Genomic DNA, 18,557 nt, shown 5'->3' with positions numbered 1-18,557 from the left:
AGGCCTTAGCGGCTGGGACCGTTCTTCGTTTTCTGGGCGCCCAGCGCAGCGCCGGTGCTTGTCTTCCGCGCCTTGGCCGGCGCCTTGCTGGCCAAGGCTGCGCGGGGGTGGGTGCCTTCGCTGCGTGCTGCCGCGAGCCTGCCCTTGATCTGCCCGTCGGTGGCCGTGCCGGCAAGGGACGCCGCGAACGCCTGGTGATGGGCTTCGGAGCCGTACTCAGCGGCTGGGCTGCTTTCGGCCCTGTCACCCTCGCTTTGAAGTCGTTGGCTGTCGGCGCGGGTGACGCGGTTTTCGATGTCGCGCCCCAGGGCCTCGATGCGCGCGAAGAGTTCGGATTCGGTGCGTTCGTAGCGCTGCTCGAGGGGCTGGTCGTGGGTGCCGGTGAAGCCGGCTTCGGCGAGGAGTTTGGCTTCGTGCCAGTCTTTGGCGGCGTTCACGAAGGTGGCGTCTTTAAAGTGGTCTGCGGCGGCGCCGTTGAAGTTGGCGGTGGTTTCTTCGCGGAGCTGGTCGATGGTGGGGCCGTTGAGACCGTCTTTGCCGATCAGGTACAGGCGTTCCTTCACGAGGGTGTCGGCCGCTTCAATGGCCTCGGGGGTCGTGGCGTCCTGTGCTGTCTGCAGTGCCGCGACCAGTGCCTGGTTGGTCAGGTACCCGGCGGGGACCTGGTGCCGCTCCATGACGGGGGCGAGCTTTTCGGCCGTGGCGCGGAGGTCTTCGGCCTGTGCCGCGGCGATGAGCGCCATGCCCTTGTCATGCTCCCGGACGGCTGCGAGGCGTGCCTGTTCTGCGCTGACTGTTTCGACACCGGATTCCAGATAAGCGGCGTCGGCGCCGATGTTGCGGGTGTCGATGCCGTAGCGGCGGTGAACCTCGGAGCGGATCCGGTCGGCCGCGGCCAGGGCGGCGGGGTCGTGGTCCTTCCAGGCTTCGGACAGGGCGTACGCAGCGCTGATGTCTGTGGGCTGTGCCTCGTGCCACCACTGGTCCCGGTGGACCGGGGCGAGTGTTCCCTGCATCGCTGCACGTTCGGCCTCGTAACGGGCCTGGTTCTCGTGTGTTGCCTGGGCGTCCTGGTGTTCGCGCTGGCGCAGGGATTCCTGCCGGTGCCGGGCGAGGGTTTCGGCGATGCGGGAGGCGATCAGCAGCGACTGCCGCAGCCCATTGTCCAGGACGTCATCCATTCCGTCTGATTCACTCATGGTGTTCCCCTCTACAGTTGGTGCCGGGTCGTTAGCGGTCGATGCCGGGCCCGGAATCGGGGCCGGTGTGCTGGCGGGTTCGTGCCGGTGTTGGCGTGGACGGGACAGGTGAGCCGGGGCGGATGGGAGCCATGCCGCGAAGCCCCAGTTCCACCGGTCTCGGGACGGCGGTCTGCACGGGTGCATGTTCGGCTGCCGTGCGGGCCGGTGCGCCGGCGGTGACAGGTGTGGGCATGGTCGCGGCGAACGGTTTGAGCTGTTCGGTGACGACGGTGCGGATGCGTTGTGCTTCCCTGGTTCGTCCGGATTGTTGGTGCATCTCGTGGATGGCGAAGGCGGTGTTGACCAGCTGCAGCATGAGCGCGGCCTGGGCTGCCGTTTTGTCCTTGCCCGACGCGGCCAGGAACAGCATCGCTGCCCCGGTGATGGATGGCAGCGGCACCGGTTTGCTGTGGTCCTTCGGTGCGCGGAGCTGGGCGGTGCGGGACAGTTCAGCGGCCGTGGCGGCCAGCGGCCCGGGCGTGGGTTCAAGCCGGTGGGACCAGGCAGCGAAAGCTCCTGCGGTGTCTCGGGCGGCCTTCGCCCACGTGGCGTGATCATCCTTCGGCACCGCCCGCAGCCGCTCCGCCAGCTCGGTCGCGGTGCGGGTGTAATCCACCCACAACTGGGGATCCGGCATCGCGGTTTCTGGGCCGCGGGTGTTGGCCTTGCGTTTGTTCCTCGCGGCGGCGTTCCATTCGGCCGCGGCCTCCGTCGCGGCGTGTGGCGTGTCTGCCCATTCATTCCGAAGCTGGCCGAGGCGGAGGTCGCTGGCGAGGGTGCCGCCGCCGAACCAGATGGGCCGCTCCCCCGGCGTCGGCCGTTCGGCCACGGAGTAGCCGACGATGACGTCGGTGGTGTTTTTCGCGTACCGGGGGCGGACCAGCAGTCCGGTGTCCCGGGCGCGGCGGACGAACGCCGCTTCACTGCCGGATGCGGTGGCGCTGGCACGAACTTTCCTGGCCAGGGATGCCCGGTGCATTTCACGTTCATCCCGCGCCGCTGTGGCCTTTTCGGCCCGGTCGTAGCCGCGGCTGGCGTGCACACTGGAGAGCTCTTCCAGCCCGTACTTAGCCTCCAGGGCACGGCAGGTTTTCTGCGCCCTCCCGTAGTCGCCGTGGGTGGAGGCTTTGGTGCCGTCTTCGCGGACCAGGGACACCGCGATGTGGATGTGGTGGTTGCCGTTCTCACTCGTTCCGTGGTTCACGGCGGCCCACCGGCACTGGGCTTTTCCGCTGGCTTCGGTGAAGCCCATCGCGTTCACGAAGTCGTTGGCGATATCGCCCCACTGCTGGTCCGTCAGGGCGCCTTCCTCGGCGCGCAGACTCAGCGAGCAGTGCCAGACGCCGGCGTCCTTGTACCCGGCGAAAACACGCTCTTTCTTCACCGGATCCCAGCGCATGTCTTTGACCCGGACCTCGACGCCGAACGCCTCGCGCGGCTGGTCCAGATGCTTCGCGATCGCGACCGCGTCGTCCTTGTCCAGGACTCCGTCGTCGTACCAGGCCATGATCGCCGCGTCCCCCGCCACCAGGTGCGGGTCCGTGTGCGCGTTCTTCGTCTTATCCGCATCCGTCGAGGCCAGGTACACCATCAGGCCGGCCATCCGGGAACCGCGGGTGATGTTCGGAATCATCGGTTACATCAGCCCCTCGATCGTCGCATCGATCCGCTTCGCGACCTCGCGCACATATGCCAGTGCCGCCGTGGCGTCCTGCGGGAAGTCGTCGCCGGCGTTTGCGTGCCTGGCGATCTGGTTCACGTTGTTCGACACCCGCGCCAACAGTGTATGGAGCGCCATCAGTTCGGCCATCGCGGCCTTGCGCTGCGTCGGCGTCTCCGACCCCTCGGACAGGGCGGCGGTGATCAGCAGGTTCGGGACCGTGAGGTTCTCCCTGGCAGCCCGGGCAATCAGGGCCGCTTCCTCCTCGGCGGTCACCCACACCTCGCGGCGCTTCTTCGTCCCCGCCGGTGAATTCGGACGGCGCTGTTTGGAAAGACGGGACCGCCGCACACTCTTCTCAGAAATACTGCCCTCAGGAACACCCTCCCCCGACAGATTTTCCTTCGGCACGCACACCCCCATCCCCTCAAACGCCCCCAGACTAAGCAACCGAACCCAAACCCAAAAAGCCCAGCGCAGCGACCCCGGAAACCGGGGCCCACACGACCCAGTGTGCCAAGCAAACAACCACCGGGCGTGCAGCGACACACCATTTACACCCGTGTAAATGTATAGCTTGCTCCGCCGCTTATGGCGCAGGGGTTCCTCCGGGTTGGTCTGGGGGCGGGTACTGCCCTGCAGGACGCTTCGCGCCCGGGTCTTTGACAACGACTGCGTCGTTCCGTTTCGGCTGGTGAGGCTACTGCCCGGTCCTTCCTTACTCCGCCGCTTATGGTCGCAGGGGTTCCTCCGGGTTGGTCTGGGGGCGGGTACTGCCCTGCAGGACGCTTCGCGCCCGGGTCTTTGACAACGACTGCGTCGTTCCGTTTCGGCTGGTGAGGCTACTGCCCGGTCCTTCCTTGGCAAGTCTGCGCCGCCGGCTTTCGCGGCATATCCTCGCTCCGCTCCGGTATTCCACGGACCGGCGCCTCCGACTGGCCAATTCCCTCACCGGCCAAGTGCTGTAAAGCGCGCCGAAAGGAACGGGGCAGGGGGACCAAACCGGGAGGTCACCGCGCTGCTCCCCCCGCACCATTCCAGCCGGCACCGGAACCGGACAGCACCTCCCGCTTCGGGGCACCAACCGGGTGCCCCGGAGCGGGTTCAAACAATGAAGGAGAACATCATGCAGCTACGGACCATCAGCTACGACGGTGGGGACTCCCGGGGGTTCCTGCAGCTCGAGCTCACCCTGGACCGGGTCGCCCCGCGAGTGCACCTCCTCAACGCCGTCCAGGCAGAGACCACCGACCGCGACTACAGCCTGCCCCGGCACCTCGACGCTGTCGACCTCAGGCACCTTCAAGAGAGGACCGGAACCACCGGAGAATCACCGACGATGCGCAGCGCTTCCAAGTGCTCCTGCAGCCCCCCGTACCCCTGACCGAGCTCCCGCCCATGTACGGCGGACCCTACCCCTACCTGCCCGACGGGCAGCAACGGGAACTGACGGCAGCCCAGGCCGCCATGCTTCCCAAACTGGCGGCCGCCCTCGGGCAGGTCACCCCCGCCGCGTACCAGCCATACACCACCGACCTCGCACACCTGCTCGCCCAGGACATACCCTCCCAGGCCGACGTGCTGCGCGCCTACCAGCGCACCTCCGTCACTGAAATCCAGGCAGAACACCGTGCGTACCTCGACTACTGGTCTAAAGACCCGGCCGTGCGGGACCGGACGCCGGACACCGTCACACTGGACTTCCCCCGGCACCCGCGCGAAGCACTCAACAACACATTCCAGAGGCCGGTGCACTGCCGGCCGAGCACCGGCCCACGAACACCCTGGCCGCTCCCGCGCGCGGGATCGGATTGGATCACTGACCGGTCCCGGCCGCGTCAAACACGAGAACGTCATCCCCCCACGATTAAGGTTGAAACCATGGCGACCATCGACATCGAACAGACACGTAACCAGGCCCGAGCACTCCTCGACTCACGCATCGAGTCCGTCACCACCCTCGTCAAGAGCCGGCAACGGATCGCCGACCTCAAAGAACAGCTCGCCGACGCCGAACGCGACGACAAACGCGCCTACGTCCGCGCCACCAGGGACGGCTGGAGCGCCGAGGAACTGAAGAAACTCGGGCTCGAACCAGCAGCCGCCGGCCGCCGCCGCAAAGCGGCCGTCCGGAGCGCCTCCACCGACAACTCCACAGGCAACCCAGCCGCCGGCCACACCGAATCCCCGAACGGCACGGGCAACCAGGCCTAAGAAACCGGGGGGCGTCCCCGTGGTCTTGTGGAGCGTCCGCTGCCGCGCCCCTGTCACGGGCAGTGAACGTGGCTGGTCGCTTTCCTCCCCCGGCTGGCCAAGGGGATCCCAGCCGTTCTTCGAGCGCCCCACGTCGAACGCCCGTGACACAGTGAAGGACCGTGACGCAGTGAGGGCCGGCACCTTTTTCAGGTGCCGGCCCTTCGCTTTTGTGCAGATGGTGGTCAGTCGTCGGCGGCGGCTTCGGTGTCCGGGATCTGTCCCGAAGCGATGCGCTCGGCGGTGCGGTCGAACGCGGCGTCAATGTACGCCGTGAGGTCATCTTCCCGTACCCGCCAGACGCCGCGGCCGCCGAACTGGGCCGCCCGCAGTTCACCGTTGCGGACCAGTGCGTACACGAGTGAACTTTTCACGTTCAGGATCTCCTGGACCTGTTCCAGCGTCAGCATCCTCGGGAAGCGGGCCGGCCCCTGGGCCGGCGCGGCGGTGTTCTTCTCTGCCTGTCCGGCCATGCTCAGCTGTCCTCGTTCCTGTGCTGGAGTTCGTCCCGGGTGCGCTGCCCGCGGCGCAGCGCGCCGGCGGGAACCGGGTCGAGTTTTTTGCCGCCGTTGTATTTGCGCTGGATCCTTTTGACGTCCCTCATGGTGGCACGGACGATGAAGTCCGAGGCGCTGGCCACGCCGTCCTCGTGTTCCTTCGCCACCAGGTAGGCGGCCCGGACCTGGTCCGCTTCCTCTTCCGTGAAGTACGGCGTGAACGCGGCAATCCTCGCCGGCTTCCTAGGCACCGGACTGACCTTCCGTTCCGGCCTCGGGCGGCGCCTCCGGGGTGATGCGCTGCAGCAACGCGTCGTGGGCCTCCTGCAGGGCCCCGGCGCGGGCCTCGGCGGCCGCCGCCCTGGTCGCCGCCGCGGCCGCCGTCCCGGCCGCTTCGCGCTCGGCCGCCTGCGCGCGTTCCAGCTGCTCAGCCGCGGCGGCGGCCTCGCGTTCGAGGGCCGTGATCCGTGCCGTGAGCTCGGTGACCGCAGCGTCCTTCTCGGCGACAGCCTTGTCCAGGTCGGCGACGAGCTCGGCGACCTCGGTGTTCAGGTCCTTTTTCTCCTGCGCCCAGACCGCTTCAGCGGCCGCATGCCGCTCGTTGGCCAGAGTGGAGGCCTCAGCCCAGCACGCCCCCGCCAGCCGGGCGGCCTGTTCCAGTAGGGCCGCCGGAGTCGCGGCGACCTGTCCCCCGGCAGCCTGTTTCTCCTCGGTCCATTCCTTCAGGTACCGGGTCGCGTCAGCGTTGCTCACCCCCGCGGCCGCGCGGACCGTGGACACCGTCGGGCGACGCTCGGCGCTGATCTGCTCAGCGGCAGCAAAAACCCGGTCTTTCACACTCAAGGCCATCGCGGAAACCCTTCCAAACAAAGAAAGTAGTAGGAGTAGTAATAAAACTAATCCTACTACTACGCGATTCTCAAGCCTTTCCGCGCGGCTGTCCTCGTCGTAGGGCCCACCGACTGGGGGCGCTGGCCTCATCGCCAGCACCCCCGCCGAGCCCAGATCGTTCCTGTTATTCGCTCTTGTAGACGGGTGTCTCGGTGATGACCGGAGGGGCGACGAGGCCGCTCGGGTTGGCCCGGAGGCCGAACCACGCATCGTCGTCGGCGTACTGGCGGGGGCTGATGGTGAAGCCATCGGCCGGGTGGGCGCCGTTCGGTTCCGCATCCGTCGGGGCTGCCTCGGGGCTGGATGGCCTGGCAGCGGGTGTGGCGGCCGTGTAGCGCAGAGAGAGGCCGACCTCTTCGACCTCGAGCTCGATGACGGTGCGCTTCTCCCCCGCTTTGGTCTCGTAGGTGCGGGGCTTCAGGACCCCGGAGGCCACAACCCTGGAGCCCTTGGCCAGGGACGCGGCGGCGTTCTCGGCCGCCTCGCGCCAGATGGAGCAGCGCATGAAGAGGGTGTCGCCGTCCTCCCATTCCTTGGAGGCCGGGTCGAAGGTCCTGGGCGTGGAGGCGATGGTGAAGTTCGCGACGGCTGCCCCGCCTGCGGTGAAGCGCAGCTCGGGGTCGCTGGTGAGGTTGCCGATGACAGTGATGCTGGTTTCGCCTGACATTGGTTTCGTTTCCTTTTCTGCTGGTTGCGTATGGGCGGTGTGATGAGGGGGTGTTTAGGCTTCCCGGACACGGCCGGCGGCCGCTTCGATGGCGATGATCTGCTCGATCTTGCCCGGGTTGAGTCCGGACCAGTGGTTTTCGGTGCCGTCTTTGTCGTAGACGACGACGGGGACCTGGGAGTAGCCGAGCTCTTCGGTGATGTACTCGAAGGCGGCCTGGTTCGTGGTGACGTCCACTTCGTGGAAGGGAAGGCCGGCCTCAACGAATTTCTGCTTGGTCTTGGCGCAGCCGAAGCATCCGGAGGGCTTGGTGTAGATGGTGACAGTCATTTTTCAGTCCTTGGTTTCGTATCACTTTGGTTAGGTTCGTCTGTTCTGTACTGCTGCTTCTATTCTAGCAATCATTCAACTGAATGAATAGGCGTTCGCTCCTTATTTCTAGGGGTTTTTCGCGTCAAAAAGGTGGAGCCTCCGGGAGGTGGGTCCGTCAGCTGTCGGCGAATAGCCACCGGCACCTGGTCCTCGGAACAGAGCCGCAGTAGAAGGCACCACGGATGCCACAGGAGGGTCGCTGCTGAACGGGCCAGCCGCTTCCTGTCCCGTCCATGGCCTGTTCTTCGTCCACCAAGCCCCGGCCGGTCCTGGCGGGGACTAAGCATTCCCCGGGGGCAACGACCTGGTTAATCCGGAAGGGAGCCGGCGCGTGGCCGGCTCCCTTCGGGTTCCTCTGCAAAAGAAATCTGTGGCCAGTCTAGCCCGGGCCGTGGTTGTTGCCCGGCCTTTGCGTGTGCGGCGGCGCGGCACCAGGGTGGGTCCCGGGCGTCGTGCGGGGACCGGCGGTCCGCCGCTGGTGATCGATGCTGTGGTTCGCACCGGCGGCGGACCGCCACGATTCTGGGAGGTGACGTACCCATCCTGCCACCGGTGCCATCCTGCCCCGGTGCCATCCTGCCCCGGGTGCCATCCTGCCCCGGGTGCCATCCTGCCCCGGGTGCCATCCTGCCCTGGGTGGCCGTCCTGTGCTGGGTGGCCGGGCGGCGTGGGGTGCGCCGCCCGGCCCGCTCAGCTTCCCCTACTCCGTGGTCGTGGTTTCTTTGCCGCTGTCGAGGATGATCTGTTCGACCTCGCTGGCGGTGTACCCCCACGTGACGAGCTGGGTCAGGTAGTCGCGGTGGGTCTGGCTCTGGGACCGCCATGAATCCTTGGCGATCGTCTTCTCATACCCTGCGCAAACGAGGGCGATCAGGGCGACCTCGGGCCGTGCCGTGGTCTTCCCGACGTGGTCCCGCAGGGGGTTCCAGCCCCACCGGTCGCTCTCTACGACCTTCGCACCGACCATGTCGGCGGCAACCTTGCCGTCGTAGCCGCTGGCCGTTTCGGGGTGGTGCGTGATGGCGTGCACGGTGAAGTACTGCCAGCCCCTGGGTGCCTGCTTCCTTGCCAGCAGGGTCTTCACAAAGTCGCGGCGGACGGTCGTGGCTGACTGCATCAGCTTGTTGTTCTCGATCAGGGTCTTCCGCTCCGCTTTCTGTTCCTCGGTCATCGGACCCTTGGCCGAGGACGGGGAACCGTAACCCGTGTAGCGGAGGGTGTACCCGAGGTCTTTCCACCCGGCCACAACGGGGACGGTGGAGTGGTTGCCGTTGTAGGCGGTCGTGATGGCTACGGCGTTGGCGTCCTCCTCGGCGGCCGGTTCCCCGTCGGGCCGGTTCAGCGAGGACACCCTGACGTTCTCGCTGTCCCCGTCGTACCCTGCCGTGTCGACGACGGTGGTTCCTGCCGCTTCCAGCTCTGCCCGCAGGGCGGCGAGGGCGGCGGCCCGGTCGCGGCGGTCGCGCAGCTGCTGGGTAACGTGGGCGAGCATGTCGGGTTCGTCCCGGATGACCGATTCGAGCTCTTCGGTCGCGTCCTGGTCGTTCTCGAATTCGGCGAGGATAAGGGCTTCGTCGATGGTGTAGCCCTTGCGCAGGGCGGCGTTGCCAGTGTCGGTGGACTTGGCTTTCAGGGCGGATTCCACGGTGGTCCTGGTCCGGCCGGTTTTCTTCGCGATCGCGGCGGCGGAGACGCCGATCAGGGAGAGCTGGTGGTAGGCCTCGGCCTCGTCCGCTTCGGTCAGCTCGGCGCGCTGGATGTTCTCCACCACCTGCGTCACGATCCGCTCGGCCTCTTCCGGGGAGCCGATGATCATCACCGGGATCAGCGGGCGTTCGGCTTCGACGGCGGCGCGGGTGCGGCGCTGGCCCATCAGGACATGCACGGTCCCGTCGTCCTTGCGGTGGGCGATGACCGGTTCCATCACGCCGTGTTCCCTGATGCTGTCCACGAAGTCGCCGGTCAGGGCGGCGTCCCTGCGGACATTGACATCCACGGTGAGGGTTGCCGGGTCGAGCATTTCCAGTACGGGTGCTGTGGTTGTTGCGTTCATGGTTTTGGTGTCCTTTGCAGAGGATCTTCGGTGGGTGGGGCGGTGCGTGGTGACCGGCCAGCTCCCCTGTCCCTCCCGACGCTTCTATGTCTGTCAAGCGGGTGAAACAGGTGCGGACGCGGACCAAGTGACGGGCCAGCTCCCTTTCTCCCCCGTTGTTTTGGCTGCTGGCGAAGCTTGCGGAGCTGTGGCCGACGGAGGCCTGTCTACCCGCAGGGCAAGGGGCGGGAAATTCCCGGAGGAAATCAGCGACGAAGGAGCGCCGCAGGGACATTTCCTGCGCCGCAGGCCCCGACGAAGGAGGGGCTAGACCGTCCGGAGCGGACACGTACAATCCGTCAGGACAGCAGCCAAAACGTCGTAGACAAGTCAGGGCCAGGGGTCCGGAGCTCTGCGACGGTGCGCCCTGGACCCAGCAGCCGGCCGCGCCAGCGGACGCCCGATCCTGGTTGGAGCGCAGCGGAAACCGGGGCGAGCCCTGCGAGCCTGCCCTTCACGCACCTGCCCACGGACCCCAACGACACTGCCAGCTCTGGCTTGCCACTGGCGGTCGCCGCCCGGCACCTGGCAGGTGCGAGATTCGCGGTCCGCCGCCGCTGACTCGCAGCGTCAGCCGACCACGACGGCGGACCGCGCTGCACCCGCCGATGCACCGACTCATAAATGCAAACGCCCCCAGCACTGCCTCGCGCAATGCTGGGGGCTTTCGGACATTCCGGGCTTTCTTAGTCGCCTTTGCTGGCGGACGATCCGGATGGCGGGAAACCTTTATCATAGGGGCCGACAAACGCACTAGTCGCAATCTCGCCGAGAGAGTCAGGTTGGGACCAGTCGAATTCAAACATGCGCTTCGCATCAGACGTTCGAATTCCGTATGCCCGAAGAAACAGCCGGATTCCCATGTCCGTTGCTATGGTGACGCAAGAAGGAATAGCCGTGACTATGCCGATATCTGCAAACAACTTCGGAGTGCTCACGCCACCAAGGTCAACCAACCCCCGTTGATTCAATGCCTCAAGTGACTCGGACACCACTTCAAGCGGGTCGTCCCCTTCGATGATATTAATCAGTCCGGCCGCATCATCGAGCGACATCCAGACGGCGTTTTTCCCCTTGGCCTCGTTTGACTCTGGGTACTCAGCGACATTCGAGGCAAAACAACGGTAGATCGCATGATGGAGTCGAATTTGATTCGATGTCAGCCCCGCCACGATCCCGGCGTAATAGACACCATCGTCAGCGTCTGCGCCGTCCGAGCCTGAGGAGAGAAGAAGTCCAGCGAAGTACTCCTGGCCTACCTCGTCGCTCACCCATGACCCATCCTCAAAAACAGCGTGCAGGACCCTGTCGTTGACGCGACCGCGCGTCTTACGGGTTCGCCGACCGCCCTTGGCCAGTATCGCCTCGATATTCTCGCGTCTGGGTCGGGACCATGCAGTGTAGATGTGCGCTAGATCTTCACCTACGGCCCCCGCCAGAGGCCCAAGGAGCTTCCCCGCTACTGACTTAGCGGCTTCGCTGCCAATTACGGCGGCAACTGGATCTACCACTGGTTCCGACTCTCCCCCGACTTCACCCTCAACCATTCGTTGAACCTACCATCGAGAGGTTGGCCTGTCGCTCGAAGTCGTTGTTAGGGCGCAGCGGCCTAAGATCTGACCCACCGCTGGAGGGACATTTCCTGTCACGCAGGCCCCGACGAAGGAGGGGCTAGACCGGCCGGAGCGGACACGTACAATCCGAAGGACAGCAGCCAAAACAGGAAAGCGCTTCTACAGTCCGAGCGAAGCGAGGTCCTTTTCAGCGTTTGAAAGGGCTGAGGCCGGCCCCTTGGGGCCGGCCTCAGTTTTTCCCTCAGCAAAAGGAAAATCGGTGCTGCAGCGTCATCGCTGCAGAAACTTACTGGTCCAGCGGGGATTTCTCCCAGGAGATATCGATGATGGGTGCGCCCGGCTGGGGCATGGTCAACATCGAGAGCTCGAGAACGTCCTGGGCATGGGTGGCATCGGCAGATGCAGCGTCATCGTCGGTCAGGATGTACTCGTGGCTCATGTGCTGTCCCCAGGCTGTTGGTGGATCTTGTTCTTTCCACTGTAGCCCGGCGTCCGGCCGCTGCCCTCGTGTGGTGCTGCGCCCGCGGCAGCGTGATCGGCGGCCGGAGGAGCGCATGCGGGGGAGGCCGCCCGGCGCACCCAAGGGGCCGGACCGCTGTCCCGGTCCGGCCCCGTTGCCTTTTAGCGGTGCCGCTTGTAGGCGGTTGCCTCGTTCTTCGCGACCGGGGCGATGGTTCCCCGGCTCACCAGCTGGTCCATGAGTTCGGCAAGCCGGTAGCCGGGTGTATCGGCGAGAGCCAGCTCGAAGTGGTCCGCGGCCACTGACGATTGGCCTTTGAGGTACGCCAGCCATCCGATCAAGGTCAGCAGGGGCGCCCGGTAGCCCTCCGGCGCGGCGTCGATCAGGTCCCGGGCGGTTTCCTGCGCCCGGTCCACGCGGTTCCAGTCCGGGGCGATCCCCTCCCCCACGAGCAGATTCCCGCTTTCCTCGGCATCCGGCAGCTCCGGGTCGATTACATTGCAAAACAACGTGTCGCGCAGGTCCGGGCGCTGGAAGCACGCCAGCAGCTCCACCGCTGTCTGCGGATCCGTCCAGCCGTCCCGGGTCAGGGCCTCGGCCCACAGTTCCCGGCCCGGAGCTAGCTCCGCGCCGAGCACTCCCGGAAGCGCGTGACGGATCTGCTCCTCCCTATCTGCCGGGCCTGCGAACGGGGCATAGCTGGTGCCGGGCGTCTTTTGGTAGCTGCTGCCACGGAACACCAGTTCCGCGTTCAGCTGCCCGTCCGTGATGGATTCCAGCGATTCGGGCGGGCAGCACCCGGCGTCGCTGTCGCACAGCAGGTTCTGCCAGTGCGACGGGGTGATGAGCCACGCGTCCTGCAGCGGGGTGCCTGCGCTGTCAAGTGCCTCAATGACGGCCTCGACGTGGTTATGGAAGGGGCGGGGCTGGCCGGGGTTGGGGGTGCTGGTCGTGTAGACGGCCAGCAGCACAGCCGTGGCCTGAGTGTCCAGCGCGATGTAGTCCACCATGGAGCGGGCGAAACCGGCGGGTTCGGCGAACGCGGGGGCGTCAACGCGGAGTGTCGCGCCCAGCGTCTTGCCGCGCATGGTCAGGAACACAAAGGATTCACGCGGTACGAACCCGAGGGAGTGCGGGATGAAACCGAGGATATCGGCGGGGCTGGAGATACGGATTGCGTCGTTCATGTTGAAAGTCCTTTGCTGAGGATGATGGTGGGTGGGGCGGCTGTGGCGACCGGCCAGCGTCCCCTCTCCCCTCCGTTGTTTTGGCTGCTGGCGAAGCTTGCGGAGCTGTGGCCGACGGAGGCCTGTCTACCCGCAGGGCAAGGGGCGGGAAATTCCCGGAGGAAATCAGCGACGAAGGAGCGCCGCAGGGACATTTCCTGTCACGCAGGCCCCGACGAAGGAGGGGCTAGACCGGCCGGAGCGGACACGTACAATCCGAAGGACAGCAGCCAAAACGTCGTAGACAACACAGGGCCAGGGACGGCGGAGCCCTGCGGAGCCGGCACTGGACCCCGACAGCCGGCCGCGCCAGCGGACGCCCGCATGGGTGCGAGCCCTGCGAGCATGCATTTCTGCCACAAGCTGTGGCGCAACCACCGCTCACGCCTGCCACCCCCCCGACTGCCGGCCCGCAGCGACCAGGTGATCGGCGCCGTGCTGTCCGGGGTGGCGGGCCGCCGCCGGTGACCCACAGCGGCAGCCGCCCCGTGCGGCGGCCCGCCCAGACTTTACCCGGACCTGACAGATGGCCGGGAGCTCTGCCGCTCCCGGCCATCCGTTGTCATCCGTTGTCATCCGTTGTCATCCTTCGGGGACCCTAAGCGGAGAGGCGGGCGTCGAAGAGTTCCTCCGCCAGCCCGATCAGGTAGTTGGGGACGTCCGTTTCTTCGCCGTGGGCGTCCTGGCCGAGGAAGACGACGGTTCCGCAGAAGATGTCGGTGAGGTAGAGGCCGGTTTCGCGGATGAGGTGCCCGGCGCGGATGTTCGGGGGCAGGTTGATGATTTTGCCTTCCTCGTAGAGGTAGGCGTGCCAGTCCCCGCGGGTGATGGCTTCGATGTTGCCCTCGACCAGGTTCTGCAGCGTGGGCAGGGAGGCGTCGATGGTTTCGGTGCGGACGGGCTGGGACAGGCGGGCCGGGACGATCAGGGCGGTGCAAGTGGTGCTCATGGTCATGCTCCTCAAGGTTGGTGGGGCTGTACTGCCCGGCCTGCGGGGCCGGGCAGTACAGCGGTTTGGGGTGCTGGTTAGGCTGCGGGGACGGTGTAGGGCTGGCGGTCGCGGCTGGGCAGTTCGGCGGCGGCTTCGGGCAGGTCGGCCGGGCCGTGGGCCTGCCCGTTCTTCCACTGGAAGAACGCCTGTTCGGTGATCGCGTCCCACTGCCTGGCCTTGGTCCTGTAGTAGGTGCAGGTCACGTCGCCTTCGCAGTAGGTGGCGACGCCGAACAGGTTGCCGATCCTGTCGGCGGTGCGGGTCGCGGCGACCATGACGTAGGGCCACTGGCCCAGATCCCACCCCTCGCTCCCCCAGCTGGGAATCACGGCCCAGCCGTGCTCGGCGATCAGGTCCATCCAGTCGTAGCCGCCGTTCAGGTGGTAGTCCCGTAGGACGGTGATGCCGTCGATTTCCTCGCCGGTGTCGGCGGTGGTGATGGTCGCGGTAGCGATTGCGTTCATGGTTTTGGTGTCCTTTGCAGAGGATCTTCGGTGGGTGGGGCGGTGCGTGGTGACCGGCCAGCTCCCCTGTCCCTCCCGTTGTTTTTTGGCTGCTGGCGGAGCTTTGCGGAGCTGTGCCCGACGGAGCCCCGTCTACCCGCAAGGGCAAGGAACAGGAAATTCCTGGAGGAAATAAGCGACGCAGGAGCGCCGGAAGGACATTTCCTGCTCTGCAGGCCCCGACGAAGGAGGGGCTAGACGGGGTGGAGCGGGCACGTACGATCCGAAGGACAGCAGCCAAAAAACGTCGAAGACGTAGACAACGGGTTCAGGGACGGCGGAGCCCTGCGGAGCCGGCACTGGACCCCGACAGCCGGCCGCGCCAGCGGACGCCCGCATGGATGCGAGCCCTGCGAGCATGTGCTGCTCCGAGCCGACGGCCAATGGACTTCCAAGGTGTTCGGGGCTTTCCCTAAGGTTGTCGGGACAGAGTTGTCTCATCCCCAATGGGCCGCAGCCACGGGCAAAGGTCTGTAGGCCCCGACGCCGGGGCCCGGGCTGTCCCCCATGCAGCCCGGCCCCGGCGGAAAGGCACTCCGGATTGCCGCGGCCAGTGGACGGAGGACGCGGCGGCTCGAAAGCGGTGTGGGTGGCAGGATGGTTCCGTGGCGACCAGGCGGCGTACTGCGGCTCCGAACGCGGAGTGGGTGCTGATGTACCGGGGCGGGCTGACCCGTTCCCGGATCGCCGCGCTCACCCGGGCGCCGGCCGCGACCATCGGCTATCACCTGTCCGTGGCACTTGCTGCAGACCCAGGGCTGCAGGCTGAGCACGAGAAAGCCGCGGGCCCACCGCCGGTGCAGGTGGGCGGGCAGGGGCTGGCGCGGATGCGGCAGCTCATGGTCATGGTTCAGGAAACGGGGCGGTATCCCTCCCGCACCGCCGCCGACGCGGACGAGCGGAGGCTGGCGTCCTGGTTGGAGCGGCGCCGCCGCGACGCCGCGGCCGGGACACTCGCACCCGCCTACCGTGACGGGCTGGCCGCCCTGCCGGACTGGCAACGGCCGCCGCGCTCCGTGGCCGATGAGGCCAGGTGGCGCGACCGGCTTGCCGCACTGGTGCGGTACCGGTCGGCCGGGCACGACTGGCCGCGGCACAAGACCATCGTGACCGGTAAAGAACACGACCTCGGCGTCTGGCTGCATTTCCAGCGCCAAAAGGCACGCCGCGGCGAACTCGAACCGGACAAGGCACGCGCACTGGATGAGATGCTGCCGGGCTGGCGCTCCGGCCGGCAACGGGGCCGCAAACCCGGCACCGGCACCGTGTAACCTCGGCTTCTCCGCAGATACCAGGCCGACCACCAGACCGGGTGAACGGGTTGTGCCCACTGGGGGCAGGTGGAGCCCTCCGCACAGCTCAAAGCTGTCCCCATTGGCGTGCAACTCGTAGCGTCAAGCGCCGGGGCAAGGGCATCGTGCGTCCCAATCCACCTGGAGGATTCTTTACTGTCCGACCCCGGGTCTACACTTGGAATCTATCGAACATATATTCGAAAAAGGTGTGTTGTGGGCGTCATTGTTGGTCCCCGTGTGCTAGATGCGGGCGTGTCGTTGTTGTCGGTGCTGGTCTCCCCGGTGCCGGTCGCGGCGGGGTACCCGTCGCCGGCGCAGGACTACTTTGACGGCCGGATCGATCTGAACGAGCACCTGATCAAGGACATCACCAGCACCTACGTGGTGCGGGTGACCGGGGACTCGATGGAAGGCGCCGGTATCAGCGACGGGGACGAACTGATCGTGAACCGGGCGCTGGAACCCACGGACGGGTCGGTCGTGGTCGCCGTAGTGGACGGGGAGCTGACCATCAAGCCCAAGTACCCGGACATCCGCGTCCCTGCGCTGTCCGAGCTGACCGTGTGGGGCGTCGCCACAAGGTGCCTGCACCATGTCTAACGCGCGCCTTTACATTGAACGTGAAAGGTCGGAGGGATTCCATGTCTAGGCCGGCGGTGATGCGGCGGATGCCACAGATCGCGCATGTGGACGTGAACTGCTTCTACGCGTCCGCGGAGCGTGCCTTCGACCCGTCGCTCGAAGGCCGGCCGGTGGTGGTGCTGTCCAACAACGACGGCTGCGCCGTCACCCGCTCCCCCGAGGCCAAAGCCCTCGGCATACCCATGGGCGAACCCTGGTTCAAACTGAAGCCGCGGGCGAAAGAATGGGGACTCGTCGCGCTCTCGTCCAACTACGAGCTCTACGGTGACATCAGCGCCCGGGTGATGGAATTGCTGGGCCGGTACTCGGCCTGGCTCGAGGTCTACAGCATCGACGAGGCCTTCCTCGGCGTCAAAGGCTCCCCCGCCGAGCTTGTGGCCCTGGGCAGGGCCATGAAAACCGCGGTCCGGCGGCACGTCGGGGTGCCGGTCTGCGTCGGGATCGCCCCCACCAAAACCCTGGCGAAGCTGTGCAACAAATGGGCCAAACACAACCCGGCCTTCGGCGGGGTCTGCCACTGGGACTCCGTCCCCGCACCCGTACGGGAGGCACTGCTGGGGAGGTTGTCCGTCGAGGAAATCTGGGGCGTCGCCAGCCGGCTGACCAAACGCCTGAACGCCATCGGCATCCACACGATCGCCGACCTCACGGCCGCGAACCCGGTCGCGATCCGGGACAAGTTCTCCGTGGTCATGATGCGCACCGTCCTGGAACTGCAGGGCACCCCCTGCATCCCTATGGAGGAAGAACGCATCGGCCGGGACCAGCTGATCTTCTCCCGCTCCTTCGCCACCCCCGTCACCACCGCCGCCGGGCTCCGGCAGGTCCTCTCCGTCTACGGCCAACAAGCCAGCGCACGGCTGGGAAAGCACGGGCTGCAGGCCAAGGTCCTCACCGTGTTCGCCGGCACCTCCCACTACAACCAGCACCAGGCCTCCTACCCGTCCGTGTGCGTGGCACTGCCGATGCCCACCGCGGACCCGGTCCTGCTCACCCGCGCCGCGCACGCGCTGCTGCCCACCATCCAGGAAGGCCTCAAATACGCCCGCGCCGGGATCATGGTCACCGACCTGCGCCCCACCGGCAACCAATCCCCCCTCGAGCCCTTCGAGAACCCGCATGAGGAACGCCACATCGGCACCCTCCTCGAAGACGTGACCCGCCGGTACGGCCGCGGCGCCATCGGCCTGGGCCACGCCGGCATCAAAACCGGCCTGGACTGGACCATGAAACGCGACATGCTCTCCCCCCGCTACACCACCCACTGGGACGAACTCCCCCTCGTCAAAGCCGCCTAACACCCCCGACCAGCACCAACACGAAAGACAAACACATGACCATCACCCACGAACCCCTCACCACCACCCCTACCGGCCCCACACTCAAGACCGCGCCCGCAACGGCGCCGGTGAAGCCCGGCGTGCCGGTACAGGTGCGATTCAACCGCGCCGGAACTCCCCTGGCCATCCGCCACGACGGACAGATCTGGGCGGTCGCAGCCGAACCAGTGCACTGGTTCGAACGCTGCGACTGGTGGCACAACGGCACCCGTGCCGCCATCGGCTCCGGGGACCTGGTCAGCGTCGAACACTGGCGCGTCCAGGTCCGCACCAGCACCGCAGCGCCGCTGCGGACCTTCGAGCTGCGCCGCGACCCGTTGTCCGAGCAGTGGCTCCTGGTTTCCATCACCGACGGGTAAGGGGCAATCGTGGGTGGGTTCACAGGCCCGGTGCCGGACGAGATGTGGGCGGCGCTGCGCCGTGAGTTCGGCCTGCCGTCCCTGGAACAGGTTTACGGCCGGCTCAGCGCGCTGCCGGACGTGGAGCCGGTGCTGCGGAGCCTGGTCCGGGTGTTCAGATCATCGACGACGGGACCTTCTGCCCCGGCTTCCAGTTCACCGCCGGCGGCCAGCTCGATTCCCGGGTGACGGCGTTGTTCCGGGCGGCGCTGGAGGCGAAAGTGCCGCACAACTACTTCGCCCTGTGGATGATGACCTCGGCCCGGGAGATGTCCGGGGCCCGCCCCGTGGACCGCCTGGATGAAACCAGCCGCCTCATCCGGCTCCTGCAGGCTGCTGCGGGGGCTGTGCCTGTGGAGCGGCGGTAAGCCTTCTCTTTGTCAGGGCCTCCTGTGGGCAGACAAATAGGCAGCATCCGGGCGGAAGACCGGGCCCACACGCGCGGTGCCTGGCGT

The 18,557-nt window shown here is 66.6% G+C and carries 22 protein-coding genes; 8 read left to right on the top strand and 14 right to left on the bottom strand.

Annotated elements, in window-relative coordinates:
* Positions 1-5 precede the first annotated feature (5 nt).
* The 3 genes from ABRP34_RS23475 to ABRP34_RS23465 are packed head-to-tail and all read right to left on the bottom strand — an operon-like array spanning position 6 to position 3,312.
* On the bottom strand, positions 6-1,199 hold the full coding sequence (locus ABRP34_RS23475) for a hypothetical protein (RefSeq protein ID WP_353713519.1): 1,194 nt from the start codon (positions 1,197-1,199) through the stop codon (positions 6-8).
* Between the two features lie 31 nt (positions 1,200-1,230).
* A complete protein-coding gene (locus ABRP34_RS23470; protein ID WP_353713518.1) occupies positions 1,231-2,874 on the bottom strand; it encodes a relaxase/mobilization nuclease domain-containing protein in 1,644 nt (547 codons plus the stop codon).
* Between the two features lie 3 nt (positions 2,875-2,877).
* Positions 2,878-3,312, bottom strand: a complete 435-nt coding sequence (locus ABRP34_RS23465) for a MobC family plasmid mobilization relaxosome protein (protein WP_353713517.1) — start codon at positions 3,310-3,312, stop codon at positions 2,878-2,880.
* Positions 3,313-4,027: 715 nt separating this feature from the next.
* On the opposite strand from ABRP34_RS23465, the gene ABRP34_RS23460 reads away from it, so the two are divergent.
* Both ABRP34_RS23460 and ABRP34_RS23455 read left to right on the top strand, forming a co-directional pair.
* Positions 4,028-4,285, top strand: coding sequence for a hypothetical protein (locus tag ABRP34_RS23460; protein WP_353713516.1), 258 nt, complete (start codon positions 4,028-4,030; stop codon positions 4,283-4,285).
* Positions 4,286-4,782: 497 nt separating this feature from the next.
* The gene (locus tag ABRP34_RS23455) at positions 4,783-5,115 is read left to right on the top strand and encodes a hypothetical protein (RefSeq protein ID WP_353713680.1); all 333 of its coding nucleotides are present in this window, start codon (positions 4,783-4,785) and stop codon (positions 5,113-5,115) included.
* Between the two features lie 224 nt (positions 5,116-5,339).
* On the opposite strand, the gene ABRP34_RS23450 is transcribed toward ABRP34_RS23455, so the two are convergent.
* The 11 genes from ABRP34_RS23450 to ABRP34_RS23400 all read right to left on the bottom strand — a co-directional run bounded on the left by ABRP34_RS23450 (position 5,340) and on the right by ABRP34_RS23400 (position 14,388).
* Entirely contained in the window at positions 5,340-5,627 is a 288-nt protein-coding gene (locus ABRP34_RS23450; RefSeq protein ID WP_353713515.1) for a helix-turn-helix domain-containing protein, read from the bottom strand.
* Positions 5,628-5,629: 2 nt separating this feature from the next.
* A complete protein-coding gene (locus ABRP34_RS23445; protein ID WP_353713514.1) occupies positions 5,630-5,902 on the bottom strand; it encodes a hypothetical protein in 273 nt (90 codons plus the stop codon).
* Positions 5,895-6,500 carry a DNA-binding protein gene (locus ABRP34_RS23440; protein WP_353713513.1) on the bottom strand — a complete coding sequence of 202 codons (606 nt, stop codon included), beginning with the start codon at positions 6,498-6,500 and terminating at the stop codon, positions 5,895-5,897. Before ABRP34_RS23440 ends, ABRP34_RS23445 begins: the two co-directional genes overlap by 8 nt.
* A gap of 166 nt (positions 6,501-6,666) precedes the next feature.
* Complete coding sequence (gene ssb, locus ABRP34_RS23435) at positions 6,667-7,209, bottom strand: single-stranded DNA-binding protein (protein WP_353713512.1); 543 nt, start codon at positions 7,207-7,209, stop codon at positions 6,667-6,669.
* A gap of 54 nt (positions 7,210-7,263) precedes the next feature.
* The gene (locus tag ABRP34_RS23430) at positions 7,264-7,539 is read right to left on the bottom strand and encodes a glutaredoxin family protein (RefSeq protein ID WP_353713511.1); all 276 of its coding nucleotides are present in this window, start codon (positions 7,537-7,539) and stop codon (positions 7,264-7,266) included.
* A gap of 742 nt (positions 7,540-8,281) precedes the next feature.
* On the bottom strand, positions 8,282-9,634 hold the full coding sequence (locus ABRP34_RS23425) for a ParB/RepB/Spo0J family partition protein (protein WP_353713510.1): 1,353 nt from the start codon (positions 9,632-9,634) through the stop codon (positions 8,282-8,284).
* A 725-nt stretch (positions 9,635-10,359) separates the two neighbouring features.
* Positions 10,360-10,944, bottom strand: coding sequence for a hypothetical protein (locus ABRP34_RS23420; RefSeq protein WP_353713509.1), 585 nt, complete (start codon positions 10,942-10,944; stop codon positions 10,360-10,362).
* Positions 10,945-11,533: 589 nt separating this feature from the next.
* Positions 11,534-11,686: a hypothetical protein gene (locus ABRP34_RS23415; protein ID WP_353713508.1), complete on the bottom strand. Its 153-nt coding sequence runs from the start codon at positions 11,684-11,686 to the stop codon at positions 11,534-11,536.
* 182 nt (positions 11,687-11,868) lie between these two features.
* A complete protein-coding gene (locus ABRP34_RS23410; RefSeq protein WP_353713507.1) occupies positions 11,869-12,894 on the bottom strand; it encodes a DUF4192 domain-containing protein in 1,026 nt (341 codons plus the stop codon).
* A gap of 637 nt (positions 12,895-13,531) precedes the next feature.
* Positions 13,532-13,882: a DUF3846 domain-containing protein gene (locus tag ABRP34_RS23405; protein ID WP_353713506.1), complete on the bottom strand. Its 351-nt coding sequence runs from the start codon at positions 13,880-13,882 to the stop codon at positions 13,532-13,534.
* Positions 13,883-13,959: 77 nt separating this feature from the next.
* A complete protein-coding gene (locus ABRP34_RS23400) occupies positions 13,960-14,388 on the bottom strand; it encodes a hypothetical protein (protein ID WP_353713505.1) in 429 nt (142 codons plus the stop codon).
* A gap of 644 nt (positions 14,389-15,032) precedes the next feature.
* Here ABRP34_RS23400 and ABRP34_RS23395 point away from each other — a divergent pair.
* From ABRP34_RS23395 to ABRP34_RS23370, 6 genes are all read left to right on the top strand, one after another.
* Entirely contained in the window at positions 15,033-15,698 is a 666-nt protein-coding gene (locus tag ABRP34_RS23395; protein ID WP_353713504.1) for a helicase associated domain-containing protein, read from the top strand.
* A gap of 237 nt (positions 15,699-15,935) precedes the next feature.
* On the top strand, positions 15,936-16,322 hold the full coding sequence (locus tag ABRP34_RS23390) for a S24 family peptidase (RefSeq protein ID WP_353713503.1): 387 nt from the start codon (positions 15,936-15,938) through the stop codon (positions 16,320-16,322).
* A 59-nt stretch (positions 16,323-16,381) separates the two neighbouring features.
* Positions 16,382-17,662: a Y-family DNA polymerase gene (locus ABRP34_RS23385; RefSeq protein WP_353713679.1), complete on the top strand. Its 1,281-nt coding sequence runs from the start codon at positions 16,382-16,384 to the stop codon at positions 17,660-17,662.
* Positions 17,663-17,697: 35 nt separating this feature from the next.
* On the top strand, positions 17,698-18,063 hold the full coding sequence (locus tag ABRP34_RS23380; protein ID WP_353713502.1) for a hypothetical protein: 366 nt from the start codon (positions 17,698-17,700) through the stop codon (positions 18,061-18,063).
* Between the two features lie 9 nt (positions 18,064-18,072).
* On the top strand, positions 18,073-18,291 hold the full coding sequence (locus tag ABRP34_RS23375) for a hypothetical protein (protein WP_353713501.1): 219 nt from the start codon (positions 18,073-18,075) through the stop codon (positions 18,289-18,291).
* A complete protein-coding gene (locus ABRP34_RS23370; protein WP_353713500.1) occupies positions 18,288-18,470 on the top strand; it encodes a hypothetical protein in 183 nt (60 codons plus the stop codon). The genes ABRP34_RS23375 and ABRP34_RS23370 overlap by 4 nt, the downstream gene beginning before the upstream one ends.
* Positions 18,471-18,557 lie beyond the last annotated feature (87 nt).

The sequence above is a fragment of the Arthrobacter sp. K5 genome (genome assembly GCF_040448525.1).
GTDB classification, from domain to species: Bacteria; Actinomycetota; Actinomycetes; order Actinomycetales; family Micrococcaceae; genus Arthrobacter; species Arthrobacter globiformis.
Note: the sequence above shows the minus strand (reverse complement) of the source record. Positions and strands in the feature narration are given on the sequence as shown.